Source organism: Desulfonatronum lacustre DSM 10312 (genome assembly GCF_000519265.1).
Taxonomy (GTDB): Bacteria; Desulfobacterota; Desulfovibrionia; order Desulfovibrionales; family Desulfonatronaceae; genus Desulfonatronum; species Desulfonatronum lacustre.
The window spans coordinates 711,895-734,685 of sequence record NZ_KI912608.1 but is presented as its reverse complement, the minus strand read 5'-3'; the positions used below and the strand labels follow the sequence as shown (position 1 = coordinate 734,685).

Annotated in this window: 14 protein-coding genes; 6 read left to right on the top strand and 8 right to left on the bottom strand. The window is 46.5% G+C overall.

From position 1 onward, the window contains the following. The first annotated feature begins 1 nt into the window (after window position 1). The 6 genes from DESLA_RS0103455 (at window position 2) to DESLA_RS22205 (ending at window position 7,643) form a co-directional block, all read left to right on the top strand. Entirely contained in the window at window positions 2–1,384 is a 1,383-nt protein-coding gene (locus DESLA_RS0103455; RefSeq protein WP_028571402.1) for a protoporphyrinogen/coproporphyrinogen oxidase, read from the top strand. Beyond that, window positions 1,381–2,622, top strand: coding sequence for a glycosyltransferase family 2 protein (locus DESLA_RS0103450; protein ID WP_028571401.1), 1,242 nt, complete (start codon window positions 1,381–1,383; stop codon window positions 2,620–2,622). The genes DESLA_RS0103455 and DESLA_RS0103450 overlap by 4 nt, the downstream gene beginning before the upstream one ends. Before the next feature lie 89 nt (window positions 2,623–2,711). Then, entirely contained in the window at window positions 2,712–4,355 is a 1,644-nt protein-coding gene (locus DESLA_RS18435; RefSeq protein ID WP_051434335.1) for a glycosyltransferase family 2 protein, read from the top strand. A gap of 133 nt (window positions 4,356–4,488) precedes the next feature. Further along, a complete protein-coding gene (locus DESLA_RS0103440) occupies window positions 4,489–5,673 on the top strand; it encodes a CDP-glycerol glycerophosphotransferase family protein (protein ID WP_028571400.1) in 1,185 nt (394 codons plus the stop codon). Window positions 5,674–5,857: 184 nt separating this feature from the next. Continuing rightward, window positions 5,858–6,532, top strand: a complete 675-nt coding sequence (locus DESLA_RS0103430) for a phosphocholine cytidylyltransferase family protein (RefSeq protein ID WP_028571398.1) — start codon at window positions 5,858–5,860, stop codon at window positions 6,530–6,532. Window positions 6,533–6,584: 52 nt separating this feature from the next. Next, a complete protein-coding gene (locus DESLA_RS22205) occupies window positions 6,585–7,643 on the top strand; it encodes a radical SAM family protein (protein WP_035261305.1) in 1,059 nt (352 codons plus the stop codon). Here the strand turns inward: DESLA_RS22205 and DESLA_RS21410 are convergent. The 8 genes from DESLA_RS21410 to DESLA_RS22180 form a co-directional block, all read right to left on the bottom strand. Next, window positions 7,615–9,252 carry a glycosyltransferase family 2 protein gene (locus DESLA_RS21410; RefSeq protein ID WP_051434333.1) on the bottom strand — a complete coding sequence of 546 codons (1,638 nt, stop codon included), beginning with the start codon at window positions 9,250–9,252 and terminating at the stop codon, window positions 7,615–7,617. The genes DESLA_RS22205 and DESLA_RS21410 overlap by 29 nt on opposite strands. Further along, window positions 9,249–11,021 carry a glycosyltransferase family 4 protein gene (locus DESLA_RS0103415; protein WP_028571397.1) on the bottom strand — a complete coding sequence of 591 codons (1,773 nt, stop codon included), beginning with the start codon at window positions 11,019–11,021 and terminating at the stop codon, window positions 9,249–9,251. The genes DESLA_RS21410 and DESLA_RS0103415 overlap by 4 nt, the downstream gene beginning before the upstream one ends. Before the next feature lie 74 nt (window positions 11,022–11,095). After that, window positions 11,096–12,529 carry an RNA-binding domain-containing protein gene (locus tag DESLA_RS18420; protein WP_051434332.1) on the bottom strand — a complete coding sequence of 478 codons (1,434 nt, stop codon included), beginning with the start codon at window positions 12,527–12,529 and terminating at the stop codon, window positions 11,096–11,098. A 24-nt stretch (window positions 12,530–12,553) separates the two neighbouring features. Next, on the bottom strand, window positions 12,554–15,142 hold the full coding sequence (locus tag DESLA_RS22200) for a glycosyltransferase (protein WP_084031852.1): 2,589 nt from the start codon (window positions 15,140–15,142) through the stop codon (window positions 12,554–12,556). A gap of 44 nt (window positions 15,143–15,186) precedes the next feature. Then, the gene (locus tag DESLA_RS22195; RefSeq protein WP_084031851.1) at window positions 15,187–15,918 is read right to left on the bottom strand and encodes a class I SAM-dependent methyltransferase; all 732 of its coding nucleotides are present in this window, start codon (window positions 15,916–15,918) and stop codon (window positions 15,187–15,189) included. A 278-nt stretch (window positions 15,919–16,196) separates the two neighbouring features. Further along, window positions 16,197–18,362, bottom strand: coding sequence for a glycosyltransferase (locus DESLA_RS22190; RefSeq protein ID WP_084031850.1), 2,166 nt, complete (start codon window positions 18,360–18,362; stop codon window positions 16,197–16,199). Continuing rightward, window positions 18,355–21,591 carry a surface carbohydrate biosynthesis protein gene (locus tag DESLA_RS22185; protein WP_084031849.1) on the bottom strand — a complete coding sequence of 1,079 codons (3,237 nt, stop codon included), beginning with the start codon at window positions 21,589–21,591 and terminating at the stop codon, window positions 18,355–18,357. The genes DESLA_RS22190 and DESLA_RS22185 overlap by 8 nt, the downstream gene beginning before the upstream one ends. Before the next feature lie 46 nt (window positions 21,592–21,637). Then, window positions 21,638–22,672, bottom strand: coding sequence for a class I SAM-dependent methyltransferase (locus tag DESLA_RS22180; RefSeq protein WP_084031848.1), 1,035 nt, complete (start codon window positions 22,670–22,672; stop codon window positions 21,638–21,640). Window positions 22,673–22,791 lie beyond the last annotated feature (119 nt).

The following is a 22,791-nucleotide window of genomic DNA, read 5'->3' as shown; positions in this document are numbered from 1 at the left end:
TATGCCCACCCACCATGTTGCCTACCTGATCCTCGGTGCCGGCCCCACCGGCTTGGGCGCGGCCCAGCGCCTGCGGGAACTGGACGTTACGGACTACCTGATCCTGGAAAAAAGCGTCTATCCCGGCGGCCTATCGGCCAGCTTCCGCGACGACCAGGGCTTCACCTGGGATATTGGCGGCCATGTGGTCTTTTCCCATTACGACTATTTTGACCGCCTGCTGGACGACCTCCTGGGCCGGGACTACCTGGAGCACCAGCGCAAGGCCATGATCCGCATCGCCGGGACCTGGGCCCCCTACCCGTTCCAGAACAACATCCGCCACTTGCCGCCGGATTTACAATGGCAATGCATCGAAGGTTTGCTTGACCTGCATGAGCAGAAACCGGCCACCGGAACTCCCGCCCACTTCCGCGACTGGATACTCCAGGTCTTCGGTCCAGGCATCGCGGACCTGTTTCTGTTTCCCTACAACTTCAAGGTCTGGGCTCATCCACCGGAAACCATGGCCTGGCATTGGATCGGCGAGCGGGTCAGCGTGGTGGACGTGCGCCGCGTTCTGAAGAACATCGTTTTTCAGCACGACGACGTCTCCTGGGGACCGAACAATCTGTTCCGCTTTCCCTTGAACGACGGAACTGGGGAGATCTTCACCCGCCTGGCCCGGCGGCATGCGGACCGGATTCGCCTCAACACAGCGGTGGTCCGCATCAACACCACAGCCAAGATGGTCACCTGCGCCGACGGAACCGCCATCACCTACGACGCCCTGCTGAACACCGCCCCCCTGGACTGGCTGATCCTGACCGCCATGAGCACTGGCAACGGGCCCCCCGAACCAATCCGCGCCGCGGCCCGGAATCTCAAGCATAACGGAGTGCATATCCTGGGCGTCGGACTGGAGGAGACGCGTCCCGACGACACCTGCTGGATGTACTTTCCGGAATTCTCCAACCCCTTCTACCGGGTCACGAACTTTCACAACTATTCAGCCAACAACACGGCCCGGCCCGGCGAACAACGAGCCCTGATGGCCGAGGTCTCTTTTTCCGCGCACAAAACCGTGGACCAGGCGGCCTTATTGCAGGACACCATCGTTGGCCTGGAAGACGTGGAGCTGATGCGAGCGGACGACGCCCAGCGGATCGTCTCCACCTGGGAGCACACCGCGGACTACGGCTACCCCATCCCCTGCCTGGAACGGGACGCGGCCCTGAACCTGATCCAGCCCTGGCTCGAATCCTTGGGGATCTTCTCCCGCGGACGCTTCGGTGGCTGGAAATACGAGGTGGGCAACATGGACCACTCCGTAATGCAGGGCGTGGAATGGGCGGAGCGGATGGTTCTCGGACATGCGGAGAAAACCTACATCCTGCCCGCATGACCGCTGCTCCGCTCCTGTCCATCATCATTCCGGTCCACAACCAGTGGCCCCTGACCCGGCAATGCCTGCACAGCCTGCGGGCCGCCACACATGGGAACTTCTTCGAAGTGATCGTGGTGGACAACGCCTCGCAAGACGCCACCCTGGAGGCCTGTTCTCCCTTGGGTCACGAGCTGTTCGTGGAACGATTCGCGGTTCTGCGCCAGGACATGAATCTGGGTTTCGGACCGGCCTGCAATCTGGCCGCGCACACGGCTCGGGGCGAGCTGCTCTTTTTCCTGAACAACGACACCGTGCCCAGGCTAGGCTGGTTCGAACCGCTACGCCGCGCCCTGACCACGCAACCAAGGCTTGGAGCCGCGGGGCCGCTGCTGCTCTACCCGGACGGCGACAAAAATCAGCACCGCGTGCAGCATCTCGGAGTGGCCTTTTGCCCCCAAAAGAATGTCTCACACCTCTACGAACTCTTCCCAGCCACCCACCCTCTGGTGCGCCCGGATCGCTCGGTTCAGGCCCTGAGCGCGGCGGCCCTGCTGCTGCGACGTTCCCAGTTCTTGGCATTGGGCGGCTTTTACCCCGGATACATGAACGGTTTTGAAGACCTGGAACTCTGCGCCCGCATCCGCGAGCAGGGACTGGGCCTGCGCTGCGTTCCGGAAAGCGAGATCATCCATCACACCAGCCAGACGCCCGGACGCTTCGACCACGACCAAGCCAACGCCCGACTGTTCCAGGAACGCTGCGAAACCTTGATCATCCCGGACCTGCACCATCATCTGCTGCATGACGGCCTGGAACTGCGCCTGACCCCGTGGCTGCTGCCCCACGCGGCCATGTCGGACGAGGATACCGAGCGCCTCTCCCCCCTCTCCAAGGCCCCGTTGGATTCATTGCTCAACCTCCTGAAACCCCACCCGCTCTGGTCGGCCGGTTACGAGGCCGCTGGCCAGATTCTGCAAAAACACGGGGACTGGCCCCAGGCCCTGGAATTACGTCTACACCAGGCCACCCTGTGTCCCTCTCTCGCCGCTTACACGCATCTGCTGCGGGCCGCGCTGAAATGCGGGCAAAAGCAGTTGGCCGCGGAAACACAAAGCAAGATCACGGTCATCAACCGCATCCTCGCCGATCCGCACACCCTGCGCCGAAAAGCCGCGCATTTAGCGAATCAGGCGCGAATGGCTGAGGATAATTACCTGGAACGCCTATATCGCGAGGCCTGTCCGCCAAATCATTGATGACACAAGTCATCAAATCAGATTTCGAACTCCGGCATCGTTAAAAATTAACGACGTGAAATAGTATAGATGCAAGAAGGAATTGTCTTATGAACCATGCACTGCATCCCAGCCCTCACCAGAGAAACGCCATGCATCAACAACCGACCATCCTCGACCACATCTCCTGGTTGCACCGCTTCCAGGGCTATTTTGACCCCGGCCATGCCGTCTGGGCCGCGCAAAAACTGCTGGAGGGCCTCGCCCCGTCCCAGGATTCCCAATCCGCAGCCCGCATCGATCTGGCCACCGGATTGTTGCGCCAGGCCCTGGTGATGAACCCTTGCGACCCCAATGTCCGCGGGCTGTTGGGCCAGCTCTTGCCCATGACCGGATCGTCTCCGGATTTTCACGCCTGGTTCGAAGCCTTGCCCCAAGACGCCTCGGGATTAACCATGGAGCAGGCTCATCCGCTCATTGAGCAATGCGGTGACGATCCGGAGCACCTGGAGCAGATCCTGACAACCTCGCCCGCCTCCCTGGTCCACTTTCTGGGGCTATCAAAGTTCTGGCAATGGGGGGAAAAGGAGCGTTTCGTGAGGTGGGCTGAACGGTTCACCCAAGGTCCGTATGGCCCGGCCACGGCCCCGCTGCTGGCCTGGGCGACCTGGAAGTCCGGCGATGAGACCCTGACCCTCGAATTGCTGAACCAGGGGCCGGAGAGTTTTCTCAGCCTGAACCTCAAGGCCGAATTGGCCCTGCACGAAGGCCGCACGGACACGGCCCGAATGTTCTGGCTGCGCTCCCTGGCCTGGGAACCGCACCAGCCGCACCTGCGCTACCGACTCTGGGAGCTGGACCAGCCGAAAGCAGATCCGGCTCTGGTGGAAAAGTCCAAGGTCCACATCGGCTTCTACACCTTCAACAAGCTGGCAACCACCCTGCGCACCCTGGAAAGCCTGCTGGCCTCAAATATCGGCCCGAGCCAAATCACCCTGCTCAACAACGGCTCCACGGCCTTCACCTCGGAAGAACTGGACAGCGCGGTCCAGACCCTGGCCCAAGGCCGACCCGTAACCATCATCCACCTGCCCGTGAACATCGGCGCCCCGGCGGCCCGCAACTGGCTGTTCACCCTCCCGGAAACCCAGGAAGCCGATTATCTGGCCTATCTGGACGACGACGTCCTCCTGCCCCGGGACTGGCTGGCCTGCTACCTCCAGGATTTCCAGCTTTTTCTCAAAGCCGTTGTCGTTGGCCCCAAAGGCGTCAACCCCGGCGATATCCGGACAATTCAATACGTGTACCGCTATTTCCAGGAAACCGGCGACAAAACCATCCGCTGCACCAACAACGCCCCCCTGTTCATGGATCTGGGCCAGTTCGACTATCGCCGGCCATGCCTGTCGGTGATGGGCTGTTGTCATCTTTTTGACTTGAAAAAATGGAACCGACTGGGGGTACCCAGCTTCGACATCCGCTTTTCCCCCTCGCAAGTGGACGATTTGGAGCACAACATCCAGATATGGAAGGCCGGGGGGCAGGCCGTGTACGATGGCCGGGTGGCGGTGGTCAGTACATCCCACGACCAGCGCCGCGCCCCCAAAGACGCGGCCTGGGACGCCCATGTCCTGGGCAATCATATCAAGATGGAGCACAAGTTCACGGAACGTGAACTGGCGGTTATTGACCGGGAATCACGTGGGGTGGATCAGGCTTTTTGGCAAGACGAGGTGTTTGGGAAAGGAAGCTGATGAGTCCAGTACGGTCGCGGCGTGCCCATGGTCTGTCAGGAGGCCAGCAAACTCAACAATCGGTCATGTTTAAGGAATCCGGGGAGATATTTCGCGTGACCCTGCAAATGTACCAACAAAAAGGATTTTTTTCATGGATGGACAATCGCTACGTTCCATCGCTCGTTTGGTGGCGACAACCCCCAGACGGATGAATCATGTCGTCTTTCTCGGCCGCAAGGATGGCCAATTCATCGACAACGTGAAGTACGCCTTTCTGCATTGCGCTACACATGTTCCGGAACTGCGTTGCGTTTTTATCGGCGCTCATCGCAACACCTGCCTCGCGTTACGCCGGGCCAATCTTCCGGCTGTTCACCTGAGCGCCCAAGAAGCCGTCGATCATCTCCTGCAAGCCAGGATCGTGGTTTGCGACGACTTCTGGTGGCGACATGATCAGCTACTCACCATGTTGGTCAGTCCGGCCAAGGTCGTCCAACTCTGGCACGGAATTCCCCTCAAAGCCATTGGATTCCCGGAAATCGACTCCCCGGTGAACATGACTCCGGAAAAAGCAAGGTACCTGACCGAGATGTACTCCGGCTACGACAGCGTTCTCTCAACGTCACCCTTTTTCTCGGAACACGCCTTTGCCCGCGCCTTCAAGGCAGATGCCTTCCCCGAGCTCGGCTACCCGCGCAACGACGTGCTCTCGCGCCCTCCCCAGGGGATGGACATGCTTAACGTGGATGCGACACTGTACGCCCGGATGATGCAAACCAGAAAGCAGGGGGGCAAAACCATCCTATTCATGCCCACGTTTCGTGATGCCGGCGGGGGGCCGCTGGAAGAGGGAATGATCGACTTTGCCCGTCTGCATGCATTCAACCAGCGCCACAAGATTCTTTTCATCTGCAAACTGCATCCGTATGTCGCGGCACGATTGCAAGGACGACTCCCGGCCACGGTCCACATGGCCGAATCCACTTCGGACGTCTACCCGCTGCTGCGCATCACGGATCTGCTGCTCACGGACTATTCTTCCGTGTACTTCGATTTTCTCCTGACCAACCGGCCAATCCTGTTCTATCCCTATGACCTGGAACGCTATGTGACCTCCAGTCGGTCCCTGCTCTTCAACTACCAGGAAATGACGCCAGGCTTCCATGCCGTGACCCAGGATGAACTTTTTACCTACCTCGAAGCGCTCCTGGCCCGCGACGAAGACCCGCACCAAGCCAAACGCGAAGCCCTGGCCGCCAAATCCTTCACCAACCACGACGGCAAAGCCGCCGCACGCCTTGGAAAATACCTCGTGGAACGATTTGTGAATACGTGACCCTTAGCGAACCTTGGCGATCTTCGCGAGAGAAAAAAATTCCTCTCGCCCGCTCGAAGACTCGCTCAAGCCCGCAAATTGCGCAAAGATATGAATCAAAAATGCCAAGACATTTGCCTGTAAAGCAGTAAAATCCCCCTTTGCGATTCTTGGCGATCTTGGCGAGAGAACATAAAGGAGCACCATGAAAGCCGTCATTCTAGCCGCTGGCGTCGGCAGCCGCCTGGGCCGCCCTCTCCCCAAGTCCCTGGCCATCCTCCCCACTGGCGAGACAATCCTGGGCAGACAAATCAGAATCTTCCGAGAGGTCGGCATCCGCGAGATCATCGTTGTCGTCGGCTTCAAAAAGACCCTGGTCATGGAGCAGCACCCGAACGTGTTCTTCCGCTACAACCCGCTCTTCTACATCACCAACACCTCCCAAAGCCTGTTGCACGCGGTCGAAGACTTGGAGGACGACGTGATTTGGGCCAACGGTGATGTGGTCTTTGATACCGAAGTGCTTCGCACGGTGGTCGCGGCCGAAAACAATGTGATCGCCGTGGACCGCAAGAAGTGCGAAGCCGAGGAGGTCAAGTACCGCACGGACGAGTCAGGGAAAATTATTGCTATTTCAAAAAATATCGAAAACGGGGAAGGCGAAGCCGTGGGGATCAACAAAATTTTGGCCGGATATCTGCCCTGTTTGGTGAAAAATCTGAAGCGTTGCGAGGACCAGGATTATTTTGAACGCGGCTTGGAATTCATGATTCGCGGCGGGGTTGAATTCATTCCATTGGATATTAGCGAGCACAGATGTATCGAGGTTGATTTTCCGGAAGATTGGACCCAGGCTCAGGAAATGTTTGCCAGAAGTTGAAGCAAGAGAGTCTCCCCCTATACAAACAACATACCGAAGTCAGGAGCTATTCATGGCTAACGCATTCGGCTGGCTGGAAGTACATGCCGTGGATCATTGCAATCATAACTGTCGATGGTGCCATAATTATTCTCCTTTTGCCGCCTCAAGAGAATATGAAGCAAAGGAATATTTTGACGGCCTCGATGTGCTCAAAAAAAACGACATCCACTATCATTCTCTTTCTATTATGGGCGGAGAGCCTTTTCTACATCAAGACTTGACCGGCTTTGCTTATGCTTTATTGGAGCGATATCGCAAACCATTGATGCTGACGACCAATGGTTTTTGGCTCAGCCTTGAAGATATTCGTCTTTACAAAGATTTATGGTTAGTTATCAACACGCTGCGAGTATCCCGCTACCCGACGATCATGCGACGACTCGGAGGAGAACAGGTAGTATCAAAGCTGTTGAATAAAATTCGAGAAATCAATCCAAACATCTGTATCGACTTTTGTGACAAAGCAGTCTTCAACAAGCTGGAATTTTGGAATAGTCCTGAACAACCCCAACTGTATTGCGGTAATGTTGAGTGCACGGCTCTGCTTTCAGATATGCGCATGGGGCGTTGCGGAGCTGGCGCTTATACCCGATTTGCACCCAAAGGAATGATCCCAGATGCATTTCTGGCAAGCAAAGACATGATCTATGACTTAAAACAGTTTAACAGGGACAGTTTCTGGTTCTGGCGCAAAAGATATCCTCTTGACGCTTGTAGCTATTGCAATTTTTCTCAAAAATTGCGATCAGGGCCATGGAAAGTGGAGCCAGGTAGGAAGCCTTTCAACGAAAGTCTTGAGCAACAATACCATATCCATGCCGCAGCCATAATGCTTAATAGAGGAGATGTGCTTGAAAGTGAAAATCGGCTCAGATATATTGAAAATAATTATGATATAAGCAAAGAATACAGTAATCTTGCAGGATTAATCAAATTTCAAAAGGGAGAATACCAAGATGCGAATTTATTATTTCGACAGGCATTATCTCAAGATCAAGAGTATTTACCAGCTTTGAGAAACCTCAAGGTATTACTTCGAACTAACACAACGAATCTAAAGTCGGTATAATACCTTCATTACGCTTGCGTTGCCAATCACGCATCCGCTGAAACATTCCTTTGAAGCGATAATAGAATTTCACGTCGTTTCCCAGAGAACTCCCATGATTGCTTGTTTTTGGAGACTGGAAACCGGTTGAACGATAATGGGTGCATTCCAGTTGCCCGAGGTAACGGACTCGATACCCTTTCAGGCGCAGATCCAAATGGAACGCCACGTCATCCAATTGGCTGGGGGAAAACTGGATGTCAAACTCGGGCACCTGCTCCAGGCACTCCCTTTTGATCAAGTGGCAACACCCCATGACTGAGTCGACATCCCTGCGAATCCCGTAAAAGCCTGGATCAATAGTCCAAAAAGGCGTTGCCAGGCTCAACCTGAAGATGCCCTTCTTGACGATCGAAACATCCCGGAAAAGGTACTGCATTGTCGAGGCCGGTTGAGGGTTCATGATCTTGCATCCCACCGCCCCGATCCCTGGTTCTTCCTGAATGGCCGTGGCCAGGCTTTGCAGCCAGTTTTCAGGTATCACGACATCGTCGTCCAGAAATGCCATATAATCGCATTCCGTCTTCAATGCCTCATGAACCAGAAAATTCCGCGCAGCCGGAGCGCCGATATTGATCGGCATCTGAAATACAGAAAGCTGACCGTCCGGAAAGTCTTCCTTCGCTGCCCGGGCCACGGAAAAACTCTCGTCACTGCAGCCGTTGAGCAAAAGAAAGCAACGCGCTTTTCCAAGGCATGACTGTCGCAGGCTCTGGAGGGTTTGCTGCAACAGGTCAGCTTTGTTGTGCGTATAAACTCCAATAATGATATCCTTTGTCTGGACAACGTGTTTATCCACGCAAAATGGAGATTGAAGCTCCTCGCTCAAATAGTTGACAGGAGGCTGCGAAGCGTCAAGCCTCAATGATTGCTTGAGCAGACTTGCAGCGGCGTCTTTCGCGTTATTCCTGATGAGGCAAGCAGCCGCGTAATTGAGGATGGTTTCGGGGACTTCGTTCTCGTTGTCGGCAACACGCTCCCAATGCTTCAGCGCTTTGATTGTGTTTCCTGATCGAGCATAAAGATAGATTTTCCGACATTCCCATTCTTTTTTAAATATATCAGGAGGATGAAACGTTTTCATCCACTCTTGGGGGTTATGTCCAGAGGAGAGATCGAAATCCAGCAAGTAATTTGCCAATGCCACATCACTACAGTTATGCCGCAGGCACCTTACAAGTTCTCCTCGGCCATTCACACTCTTTTCACCCTGTAAAAACTTCTGGACCTGAGCGATCTTTTCCTGGGTCAAAGTCGTATTCATCAATAATTTTAACTTAATCTTCTTTTCTGGCGAAGGCGCTGTTTGCTGCGTCATATTGATGATGGTCGGATTAAACGGGTCGATCTGCCCCATTTTGCGAAGAATATAAAAAAAACAATTCAATGCCCGCGTATTCGAAGCTAACGTTTCGTCATGGACAAAGCGGTTGAAATACGCAGCTCCCAGGCTATCATCCAAAATGAAACTATTCAGATGCGTCGCCAAATGCTGACACACCTCATCAAGGGTCAACGCGTTCAGTTCCGGGACAATGCCAGGAGAGACATACTGAAAATCTTCGTTCATGGATTTTTCTCTTTGTTTTGGGCAACAAGCATTTCAATGGATTCCCTCCAGCGCATGGCGTGCTGCTTGCGAGAAAACAAGGTGTGGTATCGATTGAGAGCTTGCTTTCCCAAGTGTTGAGCCTGCACGGGATTGTCAATCAATGTCAGAAGATGTTTGGCCAGTTGCCTTGGATTGTCGTGTGAAAACAACAAGCCCGTGACCTTGTCCTCAATCAATTCCGGGATCCCGTTGACATCGGAAGCCACGCTTGTTTTCCCCAGACACATGGCTTCAAGAATAGTCAAAGGCAAGGCCTCTTCTCGCGACGGTAAAACCAGGCAGTCGGAGGCATGAATATATTCCAGGGCGTTGAGCTGTACGCCGAGAAAGCGAACATGTTTTTGTAAAAATTTATTTCCCAGTTCCATAATTTGTTGCCCCCCCCATTCCGTGAAGATCGGCCCGACAAATATAAAAAGCGCATCTGGGCGTTTGTGAGTGACCTCACGTAACTGTTGTAGTAATATGTCCTGTCCCTTGCGCCACTGTACGCTGGCAAGGCATAAACCTATAAAGCCATCTTGCGGCAAGCCCAATTTTTCGCGTAATCTACCGGGATCGATTTTCAGTAAGTCTGCTGCCTCCTCCTCGCGTGCGCAATTGGGGATATGCACCCACGGCTTGGCGGCCAATGTCTCAAAACGCTTCCATTCTTCAATGACATTGCTTGAAACGCAGACAAAACCATCATACTTGGCAAGGGCTTCCAAGGTGGCCGGCAACTCCTGTTCACCCCTATATTTGTCAGTGAAATGATCCGGAGATGAGTGATGAATGAACACTTTGGGACAGTTGTCCGGGAAGCCCAGCCGTTCAAGATAGTGGTGCGCGGTGAGCCGCAGACCTTCAACAATGACGAGGTCAGGCTTGCCGCCATCCTCCGGGCGGCAAAAACGTATACCCCCCTGTGGCAGGGTCGTGGTGCCCTGCCACAAAGGCCACGAGAAGCCATCCCCCTTTGTTATGCGCGGCAATGTCTGAGCGAATTCCCCCATGGCTTCCGGAAGTTCAGGACGCAAAGGGGTGATGACGGAGACCTCTGGTCCATCTCCCCCCCGGATAATCGAACTCAATGTCATGGACTTGGCCTGGGATACGCCGTTTATTCCACCAGCCTCAAAGCCGAAGGAGTGGGATACATACCAGACCCGAATACGTTTACCGTGAGTGCTATTCAGAGAACCAACCGAATTCATACAAGAAATTTGCGGCTTGAAGCTCGCCGCCCATTGTCGTGTACGTTCAAGTGCATCTCGCTGGTCAAGGAGTTGAAGACGGTTCGCAAGGTCACTCCAGACACGAGGCAAAGCCGGATCAAGCAAAGCCGCTCCGTCCAGCAGGCCCATAGCCTGGGCATCGTCGTCGCAATGCATGGCAAGTATGCGCAGATACTCCGCCATTAGCCTGAAGAAGTCCTGGTCTTCTGGGAAAAGCGTGGCATACAGCTTGCCCAGTCTATATCCCTCCAGAATATTCCCGCACCGCCCCAATACCTGCATAAGATGCAGCCCGGCTGTCTTTTCCAAAGGATATGCGGCCAGAAGCGCGACTGCCATTTCCTGTGCTTTTTGATTCTCCCCCTGCTTGATGAGGACCTCGTTTTTCCGAATAACCTGCGCAGAAAACGCCCTGAATATGGATGGATCACCGCGTCCCGCCTCTTGGCCGGAGAAAAGGCGGGCACCCTGTGGCAATACTTGACTCAGCGCTTGAAGAATCTGATTCATGACTGATTCCTCACCGTATTCCATGCCTGATAACGCCGGGCCCGGTCTGTCCCGGGCGGAGGATCAGAATTCGTTTAGTCATTTGAAAGAATCCCCTGCCCTGCATCTGTTAACACCCAGTGCCCTGTCCTGGTTGAGCCCTCACGCACCAGGGCGCTCTTTTTCTTCAATCTCCCCAAATACTCCTTGACCGTGCCCCGGGTCATAGACAACTCTTGGGCTAAATCGCTACTGCTTGCTGCGGGGTTCTTAAGCAACAGTTCGAGCAGGCGCCGTTCAAGCTCGGTCACCGTGATGATTGGGGGGGAGATTGGGGGGGAGATTGGGGGGGAGATTGGGGGGGAATGGCGCAATTCGACTGTAAAAAAATTCCCGATTTCTTCAATCTTCAGTTTGAGTTCCGGGTAATCCCGCAAATATTCTCTGATCCGGACGAACCCCGTTCCATAGCGCTCAATATCTCCCATCAAATAGAATGCCTCCGCCAGGAGTCGATTCCGTATCGACGAGACATAATCATCGCGCTCTAAATCCGAAACGCGCAAATTACCATAGAGCCTTCCTGGGTTTGAAAACAGGATTCGGTCATCAAAAATCTTGACTACTACGTCAGAAGCATTCTTGTAGTCCCGATGCACGACAGCGTTGAGTAACAGCTCCCGGATGGCTTCCAGAGGGTATTGCCAACGCTCTTTTCGCTCAATGCCGCCGTCAAAATGATACGAAAGGTTGATGTGTCTTTTTATTAATGTCAGCGCCTCCTCAACCGCGAGCATCAGAGGTGTCCTGACCACGTTGTCGTCAATAATTGTCGCTTCTGACTTGAAGCGGCCGAGGCGAATATGACAATCTGGAATACCGAAAAGGAATTGTGCCGCCAGGGTAACATTTCCACCCCGGATGAGCTTCAGCTTGACAAGGTTTGCCGACATGTCGTCGCGCAGTGCAACCCTGCCCCTGTTGTTCACCCTCTCAAAAAAACGCGCAATTAGATCAACATTCAACGCATTCAGTTGAGCGAGGCTGGGATAGGCATCGAATGAAACCGAGAGAGACTGTTGTTGCAAATCAACGATCTCTTCAAGAGTCAGCAGGTGATTGCTGTTGTGCACCCGCTTGTAGTACCGGTTCTTGTAGGCCACCGGTTTGACCGGGTACTCGTTGATTTGAAAAATGAGCACCTGCTTGCCGCTTCTTTCTTCAACCCACGCCTTGGGCATGATCTGGGGATACGTGGCGATCTTGATCTCGTTGAGGTAACGCTGAATCTTCTCAGGACCAATATTGAGCCCGCATGGCACACCGTGGTCGTCAACACCGACGACCACGGTGCCTCCGTCGGTATTGGCAAAGGCGACAAGGGAGATAATGACTTCCTTGCCAAAAGACTGCTTTCGCTCAATATGCTGCGACTCCACCGCAACCTCTTTCTCATGTGGGACGCGGATTTCTCCCTGCCTCCCATCTTTCACTTTCCCACCGCCTTTCTCATCCCAGCATCCCAGCATTTTGTTTCATTCCAGCATCATGTCTTATCCCGGCATTTCTTTATACACCCGCGCATATTCTTCGGCATTCTGTCGCATGGTCTTGATCGGTCGGATCTTGGTGCGCATGGTGGCCAAGAGGTCGGGCTGCGTCAGGAGCATGCGGACGATTTTCGTCAGCCGCGTCGTGTCCTCCCGCGGAAAGAGAAAGCCTTCCACTTTGTCCTGGAACATTTCCCGCACCCCGCCCACATCCGAGGCGATCACCGGCACTTTGGCGGAAAGGGATTCCAGTACGGTTAGAGGATAGTTTTCCTGGCGGGAAGGGATCACGGTGACGTCAAAGGAAGAAAGGATGTTTCCAAGGTCATTATGTTTGTACGGCCCGAAAAACTTGACGCTAGGATTATCTTTGATCGTTCCCATAACGGCGTCAAAAAACTGCGGCTGATGCACGGTCCCGTGAATGTGCAGCTCGAATTTGTCCTGCAATGCCACGTCCAGTTCCTTCACGACCTTAACGAGCAGATCAAGTCCCTTGCGGTAGACTATCTGGCCGATGAAGCCAAGAATAATCTTGGCTTTTTGAGTTTGGCTTGTGCGAGGAGCCTGAATAGCCGGCCATCCCAAAGGAAGCACGGCGGGTCGTGAGAAGCCATAACGAGCATGTACGTCAGCTAAATGCCTTGATGGCGAAAAATTTCTGTCGATAGCCCCGTATCCGGCTTGAATGACCTGCTGTCGAAGACGAAAGAACTCAATTACTTCTTTGGCGGGATCGGCCTGAAATCCTCCCAGGCAACGAGCGCACTTTTCCGGCGATTCAGGCCCTGAGCACTCCCGGCCCTTGGTATCAATCAAGTGTCCCATGGCGCATAGCAGCCAGTAGTCATGTAGGGTGGCCGTCGTAGGAATGTTCAATGCCTTGGCGATCAAGGGCAGGCGGGCACTTAAGCGGTAGAGCAGGTGAAAATGGACCTGGTCAAACTGTTCTCGCCGTAACAGCTCCTCGAATTGCTGCTCCACGCTTTCATTGGCAAACATGTACTGGGGATTTTCAAACAGATCCGTTGAGCCATCCATGACGTTGGTTTGATGGACTTTCAGTCCTTCATATTCCGTCGAAACAACGGCATAGGGCGTTTTGTCCTCGTCAGTCTGGCGTTTGCTGATGTCTACGGGATAAAAAAAGGAAACGTCATGGCCGAGTGTTTTGAGTTCCTTGGCCAAGTTCAGGACATAAAGCTGTGCTCCGGAAGTGTTGTAGGGAGGGCAGTTGTGACAGACAAAAAGAATCTTGTTTGTTTGATTATAATAAAAAAAATTTGCTGGTGTACTATAATCTAAAAATACTTGTAATTGCAAATTTTTTCGTGTAGGCTGATCATTTAGAGCTTGCAAAGCTTTATACAGAATAAGTTCATAATTACTAAAATCATAAGTAAAACAATTACGACCATCAACAAATTCTATAGATGAAGAAGATGGAATGATAATAGCAACAAAATTCATTGATAATTTTTTTATTACATTTTTTGTTGCTTGTGTAGAATCGAAAAAAATACATATGTCAATTTGATTTGCAATAGATGTAATGTTATCAATACATGTAACAAAAGGATAATTGATAATTTGACAAAACTCGCTAGAATTATGTCCATGAAGAATAAACTTCACATTTCTAAACAGAAAAAAAATATCAGAAATAATTTTGGCAACAAGAACTGATAAACTTTTAGCGTTTTCAGAAAAATTACTGACAATAAGTATTTTTTTTTCATATCCGATATCACTCAATGATTTATAAAATAACTTTTTATACGATTCTGAACGCGTTTTGAGTTCTACTTTAACTGAATCAGGGATTGTATACCTACATGGTGTCCCCTTTGTCAGACGATCAAATATTTCTAAACTCCCTTCATGAAAACCATGATCAAGCATTGTATATGCAAGTTCAGCCCAAGATTGTCTACTATCGGCAACGGTTTTTGCATTTTTTTGAAGAATTGCACATGATAAAATCTTATCAACTTTTTCAATTTTTGCATTTTCATGGAACAAGCGCATATACAAATCATAGTCCATACAATATTTTTTTTGTTCATTTAAACCGCAAACATTTTTTACAAGTTTTAAATTAAGAAAGCATGCAGGTTGATAAAAAACTCTTCCATTCCAGTTAAGGCCAATATGTTCTCGAAATAGTCCATTTGGAAATATATATGCAAGAGTATTACCATTCTCATCGACTCTTTTGCAACTACCAATCCACGCAGCAGCATATCTATTTTTTTTATATGAATCTGCTATAGCGAATAATGCTTCTGATAGCAGGTAGTCATCAGAATTCAACCAATTAAAAATATCCCCCGTGCAATGAGCCAGCCCCTTGTTTATGGCATGTGACTGCCCTCTATCCGGTTCGGTGACCCAGTAGGTCAAATGCTTTTCGTATTTTTTGATAATTTCTACTGTATTGTCAGTGCTGCCACCATCAATAATTATATACTCAAGATTTGGATAACCTTGGTCGATAATTGACAAGATTGATTTTTCAATATAATCTCCTTGATTAAATGATGGCGTAACAATGCTAATCCTGGGATAACTAATATCTACCGCCATACTCATTAGATAATCCTTTGTCTTCGATGCATTTGTATAAACAACATAGCCTATTTAGTAATACTATATGGTGCTAAATAGTTTCTAATGTAACTTGCATTATCCATCAGCGCATTGTTCTCCAAATATTTAGTTTCGTATTTGTTACTTTTTCCTTTTGTAAAAAGAGAAAAGCAATCAATTAATTCTGAAGTTCCCCAATTCACTTTTTCTTGAATAACAACTTTTCCGCCACACTTATCAACTAATTTTTCGATATGACTAGCCGAGACACTTGGTGCACGCGCGTGTGTCTTAGATGGCATTTTTTTTCTGTATTCAAAAAGATTCGAATGATGTATAAATGCAAATCCATCATTTTTTAATAATTTGATAATTTTTCCAATATATTCTTTTATAATCTCATATTCTACATGCACTAGCGAATCAAAAGAAAATACAAAGTCAAATTCACAATCAAACGGCAAGCTTTTACCATCTGTCTTATAAAATTTTCCTCTATTACCCCATTTATTACTACAAATATCAACACATTCCTGCGATATGTCTACAGCATAAAAATTCTTGCAATAATTGATAATATACTGTGTCCATCGTCCATACCCTGGCGCTATTTCAAGCATTGTTTCGCACGGCAAAAAGTTAGCTATCCGAGGAAATATCAAGCCATACCATTGTGCGAAAGATCCTCCCCAACCCTGTGACCATAATTCTCCACCTGAAAATTTTTCCCAATTCTCTTTAGATCCCCATTCCTTTAAATTCCAATCTAGTTCCGGCATATTATTACTCACTCTAAAAAATAAATTGAAAGCATGAAAAACTAGCCCTATTCACATCGCATTGTTTCACTTAAGAATTTCTTCATACAACTCCCGGTACCGCCCCGCCTGCAACGGCAAATTATACCGGCTCAGCGCCGTCTCCCCCGAATCTTACCCCAACCATTTCCTGCTCCATGACCCACCGCATCCCCTCACCCAGCCCCTTGTCATCTCCAACCGGCGCCAGATATCCATTGACCTGATGCACCACCATGTCCGGAATGCCGTCAAGGGAATCAAAGAGTTTTACGATTTACAGATTTAAAGTCATCTATGGCTTTAAAATATACATTTTCATATTTATCTACCATATCACGTATCGAAAAACGTTGGACAGCGTTTTTGCGTGCATTACAAGAATACTCACCCCGAAGTTCTGGAATCTTTAGTAGTGTCTCAGCAGCTTTGACCAGAGAGCGGACATCCTTTCTTGGCGTGACGAAGCCATCCTCACCTTGTGTTACCAATTCAGGGACGCCACCAGTAGCAAAAGAGACAACGGGCAAACCGCATGATAATGCTTCAATTACCACCAATGGACAGGTGTCAGCCAGGGTAGTGTATAAAAATAAGTCTAGCGAGGAGTATAGCTTGGAAAGAAAGCCTTCGTCATCAACGTGAGGAATGTTGACTATTCGTTGGTCACAGTTCAGACTCTGATGCGACGCCCCGATATTTACAAATATCAGTTGAGGATACTTTTCCCAGAGATATTTCAGGGCTTCCAGAGTATACTCGCCACCTTTCCATGGATTACCTAAACTTCCACAGTGAGCGACTGCTCCGACCAATACACAATTTTCAGGAAGTCCAAGCTCGCGGCGCACTTCAAGCCTGTTATGTGGAAAAAAAACATCCGTATCAACACTATTATAAATCAAATCTACAGAATGTTCAGAAAGAATACTCTTCTCAACAATTTTCTTTATCCAATTACTCGGACAGACAATATGCATTTTTGATTTGCTATAGATAGTCTTTTTATCCTCCCAGAGTCTTGCGGTCGAATCATAATGAATTTGGGGATAGACATTTAAATCAGGACAATCACCGCATCCAGTCTGCCACCGATCACACTCCAATGAATGAGCGCAATGCCCTGTAACTGATTGCATATCACGCAATGTCCAGACTATGGGCTTGATCTTTGAAATTCTAGGTATGGAAAAGGGATTGAAATATCCACCGTGAAGATTTTGGAAATGAATCAAATCAGCATTATTTATAAGCTGATGGCCTGGAAGTTTATGACTCCCTTGAAATTCGTAGTACAAAAGACCCTGCTCTTGACAGCGTTGGATGTGAGTAGGGCTAGCATCAGGGTCAAATCTGTGAACCGAAGGATGGTTGGAGTTTTTAAATCCCACCAGGAGGTCAGCCTGATGGCCACGCTGGCGCTGAGCCTCAGCCAACCGCCATGTTGATTTTGCGGCACCACCCATGATGTCGTGGGTATTAATATGCACTAATCGGAGAGGCGACTTCGTTTTTCGAATGGTGCCTTTTGAAGCAGTTGACTGAGCAATATGCTGCCTAGATAAATTCCTGTCTTTAAAATAGGTCGTTGGGAAAACGGGTTCAAACTTCTTCTCGTGGTAATTCCTAAATAATTTCTCTTCGAAATTTTGGAAACTTAGGTCTGCATGATCCAAGCTGTTTTTTTCAACAAAGTCTTTGTCTTTCAAAAAATCAAAAAACTCAAAAGGAGTGTTAAGCACATCTACACGGATATTATTTGTTTTAGCTATCCCAGCGGCAAGCCCCCATAAAGCGACTTCAAAGTCTTTATCTTCCTCGGCCATTAGCCTCCAGTAATTGATAAATTTTTCAATAAATTGCGAGTGCTTATGTGCCTGAACATAGCATTTTCGAAAAATATCACGATAATACTGCTCGAAGTCATGAAGCCCGAGAACTTGAGGTATCTGCACATGCGGATAGCCACTTTCCTTCATTTTCAATATCGTGAAGTTTTCTGGACGCAAGCCGGTACCTTCTTCTGGGATAAAATCAATTGCTTTGGATAATAATGAAGTTCTATACATATGAGGACCACCATCGCGAGGGCCCCCAAAAAAATTGTCAAGAATCTGTCCTTGAATTTCGAACATGTCTCTTCGTTGCCGATTAGCAATATCTAACAAATCTCGCAGGGAGTTTGGTTTGATGAGGACATCTGCATCAATGCAGACTGTCCACGGCAAACCTTTTTCGATTCCGATCTTAAAAGATTCGCGAAGTGCTTCTGAAAAAGGCGTTTTACGAACGATGAAAATATTATTATCAATGACTTGCTGAGTAGCAAGGTGAACTGAATAGTTTTCGGTTCGTTCACCTACAGACCTGATAACTACTGTAACTTGATCTAATGTTAGTTGACTTTTAGAATTAAGGTTATTCATGTTCGATCATACCAATCCAATTTCCTGCTGGGTTCACAGGCTTACATGATTTAATCATCCCTTTCCAGTTATCTGGAAAACGAGATCCTACAAAAAAAAGATACGTCGCGGAATTAAAATCATTATTCCACGATTCATAAATAACAGTTAAAGAATTTTCAGAAAACAATTTTCTCATAGATGATGGAGCAAACCTCCAAAAATCATTGTAAGAATCAGACTCATGCTCCACTTGCGAAAATGGAACAACAACAATCACGATGTCTTTCGACATTTCACAAATATTCTTAAAAGCTCTCCTAAAATCAAATATATGCTCAAGGGTTGTATGATTAAAGCAAACATCGAATTTTTTATTAAGATCACTAGGCAAATCCGCAGCTAAATCAAGAAATATTTCGTTATCTACATTTTGAATGCCACGGTAACCAGAGAAATTTGTAATCCAATATCTATCCGCATTAGTGAAATAATCTTTGTACTTTTTTCCTTCCTTATCTTCATCCTTCCATCCAGAAATATTTACAATTTCACCAGAAAACAAAGAAGATATTTTCAACAATTCCTTATTAGACCAAATCCTAGCCAAACGAAATTGTCTATCAATCCGATTGCTGCAATACTGTGAATTGATTGTGCTGTTGTCATTAATCATGGAGTCATTTATTGATTTGTTGTCGACATGAAGCCTACTTATATCTATTATTTTCATAGTTCTCCGAAAATCAATTAATTCATCTATACATACAAAACGACCTAAATTGCTTAATCGTGGATGAAAATCACAACGAATCTCGCCTTTAAAACAATCCGGAACATATGAAGAGTGGATAACACTATAATTATTGCTTTTAAAATGATAATAAATCAATGATTGTATTCTATTTATATTAGGATATGTATCAGTTATCAAATCGTTACTTGATGGAATAAAAGTTGGATGCCCATCTTCCTTCAATATATCTTTTCCAACAATCATTCGTTCGCTTGACTTATCTTGATACAGATAATAATTAAAGCCATTCTCTTTGTGGAAAGAATATACTAAAATAGAATCATCATTTTTCCATGTGTAATGCGAACTAACTCCTTCATTATTCACGACATGTATATTCGAACCGTCACAATCTGCTGTAAGCAACCTGCTATATCTTTTGCCATCTTTCACCCATAAGTGCATGAAAAGAAAGCGTGTGCTTGAAGGATTGAAGAGTAAGTGATTGAAATAATGCTCCGCACCTTCCATACTTTTATGTGGCTTGATATCTTTCACTCTTCTCAAAGAAAGAAGGAATTTTGCCCTCCCATTTTTCATGTCAATACGCCAGATGCCGTCACGAATAGGTGCAAAATTGTTCTGGGTTCCGTCTGGCAAAGATGTATAGCCATACCCAGGTCTAAGTCTTTGCAAGCGCGAAAAGTTAATGGATAGCCCCCAACGTCCATCTGGGCTGACAGCATACATCGGATATGAATATGCCTTAAGAATATTTTTTGAATGGATATCCTGAATAACACTACCATATTTTCCATTCACAAGCCTGTTATACAGGATAGCATTCCCACCTGCAGCTGGGTACCATTGCAGCCTGCACCCCATCTGCCAGCACCATGTGCTTGAGATATCGACAGCCTGAAATTCTGGAACCTGCTGACTAAGATCGTAATAGCCGACTTTGACTTGGCTGTTGGGTGCCGGGGTCACATTCTCGATGGGTGCATGAACGGCTAAAAGCTTAGATTCATCAGGGCTGAAAGGTGTAATGTCATAATAGCCAAAAAAAACTTGGTGAATTTTATCACTAAAAATAAAACCGTCCTTTGAGAATATATTTTTACCACCTATCAAACTGGAATCAGTATCTGCTGTCGTGATTGTTTTATTTTTGCCATCGTATTCAAAAAGAAAACAAGTCTCGCCAATTTGTTTTACAGTAATTCTTAAAAAACGGCTATAAGCTTGCTTTAGTCTATGCAGATAATCACAAATTTCATTAATAGACAGCCCACTGAATTTATGTCTAATATAATCATTAATTAACATACTTTTTGAATTAAATGCTTCTGAACAATTCGATGTAAGATGTTTATATATATACGATTCACGTTTTTCATCAATTGTTATTTGCTCTTGACTATCACATAGTTTGTCAACTATTTTTTCGGATGCAAAAGAATTCCCCATTGATTCAATATAGAAATTAGCAATTTCATCCATGTCAGGTGTTCGAAGTGTCTTTGAGCATGCTAAGTAAGACTTAACAACTTTAATCAATTCATTTTTGGTAAAAGTTTGATGGCTGAGTTGGTTGGGTAATACTGGCTCATAGGTCTCATTAATTACAGGGCGATAGGCTATAACAGGTTTATTCAACATGTATGCTTCGACACCTGTAGTGCAGCCATTATGTATAAGCACTTCTGAACCTAAAATCCATGGCAAAACACAACCATCGTGAATAACTTTCACATTTGATAAGCCAAGTACATGCTTACGCCATGCATCATGATTTTCGGATGGATGAGGCCTTATGACGATCATCGTTTCTGGAAACTTTGAACTGAGTTCGAATACCATTTCAATATAACTATAATAAATATATTTCTGAAATTCCAAACAACCTTCAAAAAATTTACTGCTTATATTGTCAGTTACGTACTGCTCTCTTTTGGTCTGAATGTAATACTGCGTGCCTTTAAAATGATTTGCCCTACCAAAGTTGGTGTTGATAAGAATATAAGGCCCTATTTTTTTTCTGATACTTTGAGCATCGACATCTAATGCCTGGATAAATGGCTTGCGCAGCAAATCGAAACGAGGACTACCTGTGATCAATATTTTTTCTTTAGTTTTTGGGCTCCAATTATCAATCAGTTGCTTCTGATTTTGCCCCCATGCGTATACTTGACTTACCTTTTCTAAAACAGAGCTAGAAACACGAAATTTCTGATACATATCATTTTGCCAAACAACTAACCCTTCATCGTCTTGAGCAACAACCTTGTGACCATATTTTATAATTTTCTCATAATTATTCAAGTAGCTATCAACAAAGCCGTACATCAAGAAAAACCCTGGAGGGCATTCTCTTATTTTGTGTTGAACTTCAAGTTTATGCCCAACAATCGATTTAATACCTCTCACAGCAGCAAAACATGCCAGCAATATTCGTGAGTGAAGGTCTCTAACTTTTAACTCAATTGGCAAATAAAGCCAGTCACGTTTCATAGTTTAATCCTTACAATATAAACAATTGTGAATACTATACAAGCACCTATTTTAGTAAAACAGGAAATTTATCATTTTCAAAAATTAAAGCTAAAGGAAGTTCTTTTTTACTTAAAATATACATTTCAATCTCTCTTTTTGCTAATTGGTTATCTATTTTCCTATTTTCTTCAATTAAAATTTTTCTTGAACTCATATTCTCAGGTGTAAAAATTGTTTTTTCAAAATAAATTTTTATATCATTTATGCTAATTTTTCTAAATTTATTTATATTTTTGTAGTTTTTAGATTTTTTTTCACTTTTCCTTAATATCAAAGTAAACGGATCATCTACGAATTTTAGAATTTCAAAATTATTACGTAAAATAAATTCCTTCATACAATGCAAAGATAGGTATGATCTAATAAGTCCAGAAAGAGCTAAATAATAAAAATTTGAATAACTATATTTTTGAGCACGGATATAAACTACACCACCATCTGTAAGATTTTTAGAAATTAATTCAAGCAAAAAAAATGGATCTTTAACAAATTGCAAAACATTATATATAATAACTATATCAAATTTAACTTCATTTTTAATTAAATATGGCTCAGCGAAATTATTTTCGATTTTTAAATCCTTTATTCGAAACAAAGCTTCCTTCACTCTATTTATTGACGGCTCAACTCCATATACATCATGATTATTATTATAAAATGACAACAATTTGTCACCATTCCCACATCCAATATCAAGAACCTTCATTTTTTTATAATATATAAAATATTTTTCCAGTTCTAAATACACTGAATTATCTTCAATAAATAATCTTTTAACTTTAGACAACCATTTTTTTAAAAAATGTTTTTTTAAATAAACATCTGACAAACTTCTAGTTTGTTTTATATAGCCACATTTTTCACATAAAGACAAAGACAATCCATTATCAAAATTAATATTTTTTACTACAATTATATCTCTCATAAGAATTTTACATTTACAACAAATCTTATTCTGTTCATAATCATTTTTTGTAGTTAATTCACAATAAGTATGGTCATTTTCACCAAAAAACATATTTTTAATTAGTATATTCATAGTAGTTTATTTATTGGCAATATTTAGTTTGCATTGTGGAGCTAGAATTCTCTCAGAATGACACAAAAATTAAAAAACGCCCAACATCACACACACACACACACATATATATATGATTG

Excerpts from the sequence above, each read along its gene's own strand:
- DESLA_RS0103455 (WP_028571402.1), top strand. The coding sequence starts at position 2 with ATGCCCACCCACCATGTTGCCTACCTGATCCTCGGTGCCGGCCCCACC.
- DESLA_RS0103450 (WP_028571401.1), top strand. The coding sequence starts at position 1,381 with ATGACCGCTGCTCCGCTCCTGTCCATCATCATTCCGGTCCACAACCAG.
- DESLA_RS18435 (WP_051434335.1), top strand. The coding sequence starts at position 2,712 with ATGAACCATGCACTGCATCCCAGCCCTCACCAGAGAAACGCCATGCAT.
- DESLA_RS0103440 (WP_028571400.1), top strand. The coding sequence starts at position 4,489 with ATGGATGGACAATCGCTACGTTCCATCGCTCGTTTGGTGGCGACAACC.
- DESLA_RS0103430 (WP_028571398.1), top strand. The coding sequence starts at position 5,858 with ATGAAAGCCGTCATTCTAGCCGCTGGCGTCGGCAGCCGCCTGGGCCGC.
- DESLA_RS22205 (WP_035261305.1), top strand. The coding sequence starts at position 6,585 with ATGGCTAACGCATTCGGCTGGCTGGAAGTACATGCCGTGGATCATTGC.
- DESLA_RS21410 (WP_051434333.1), bottom strand. The coding sequence starts at position 9,252 with ATGAACGAAGATTTTCAGTATGTCTCTCCTGGCATTGTCCCGGAACTG.
- DESLA_RS0103415 (WP_028571397.1), bottom strand. The coding sequence starts at position 11,021 with ATGAATCAGATTCTTCAAGCGCTGAGTCAAGTATTGCCACAGGGTGCC.
- DESLA_RS18420 (WP_051434332.1), bottom strand. The coding sequence starts at position 12,529 with ATGCTGGGATGCTGGGATGAGAAAGGCGGTGGGAAAGTGAAAGATGGG.
- DESLA_RS22200 (WP_084031852.1), bottom strand. The coding sequence starts at position 15,142 with ATGAGTATGGCGGTAGATATTAGTTATCCCAGGATTAGCATTGTTACG.
- DESLA_RS22195 (WP_084031851.1), bottom strand. The coding sequence starts at position 15,918 with ATGCCGGAACTAGATTGGAATTTAAAGGAATGGGGATCTAAAGAGAAT.
- DESLA_RS22190 (WP_084031850.1), bottom strand. The coding sequence starts at position 18,362 with ATGAATAACCTTAATTCTAAAAGTCAACTAACATTAGATCAAGTTACA.
- DESLA_RS22185 (WP_084031849.1), bottom strand. The coding sequence starts at position 21,591 with ATGAAACGTGACTGGCTTTATTTGCCAATTGAGTTAAAAGTTAGAGAC.
- DESLA_RS22180 (WP_084031848.1), bottom strand. The coding sequence starts at position 22,672 with ATGAATATACTAATTAAAAATATGTTTTTTGGTGAAAATGACCATACT.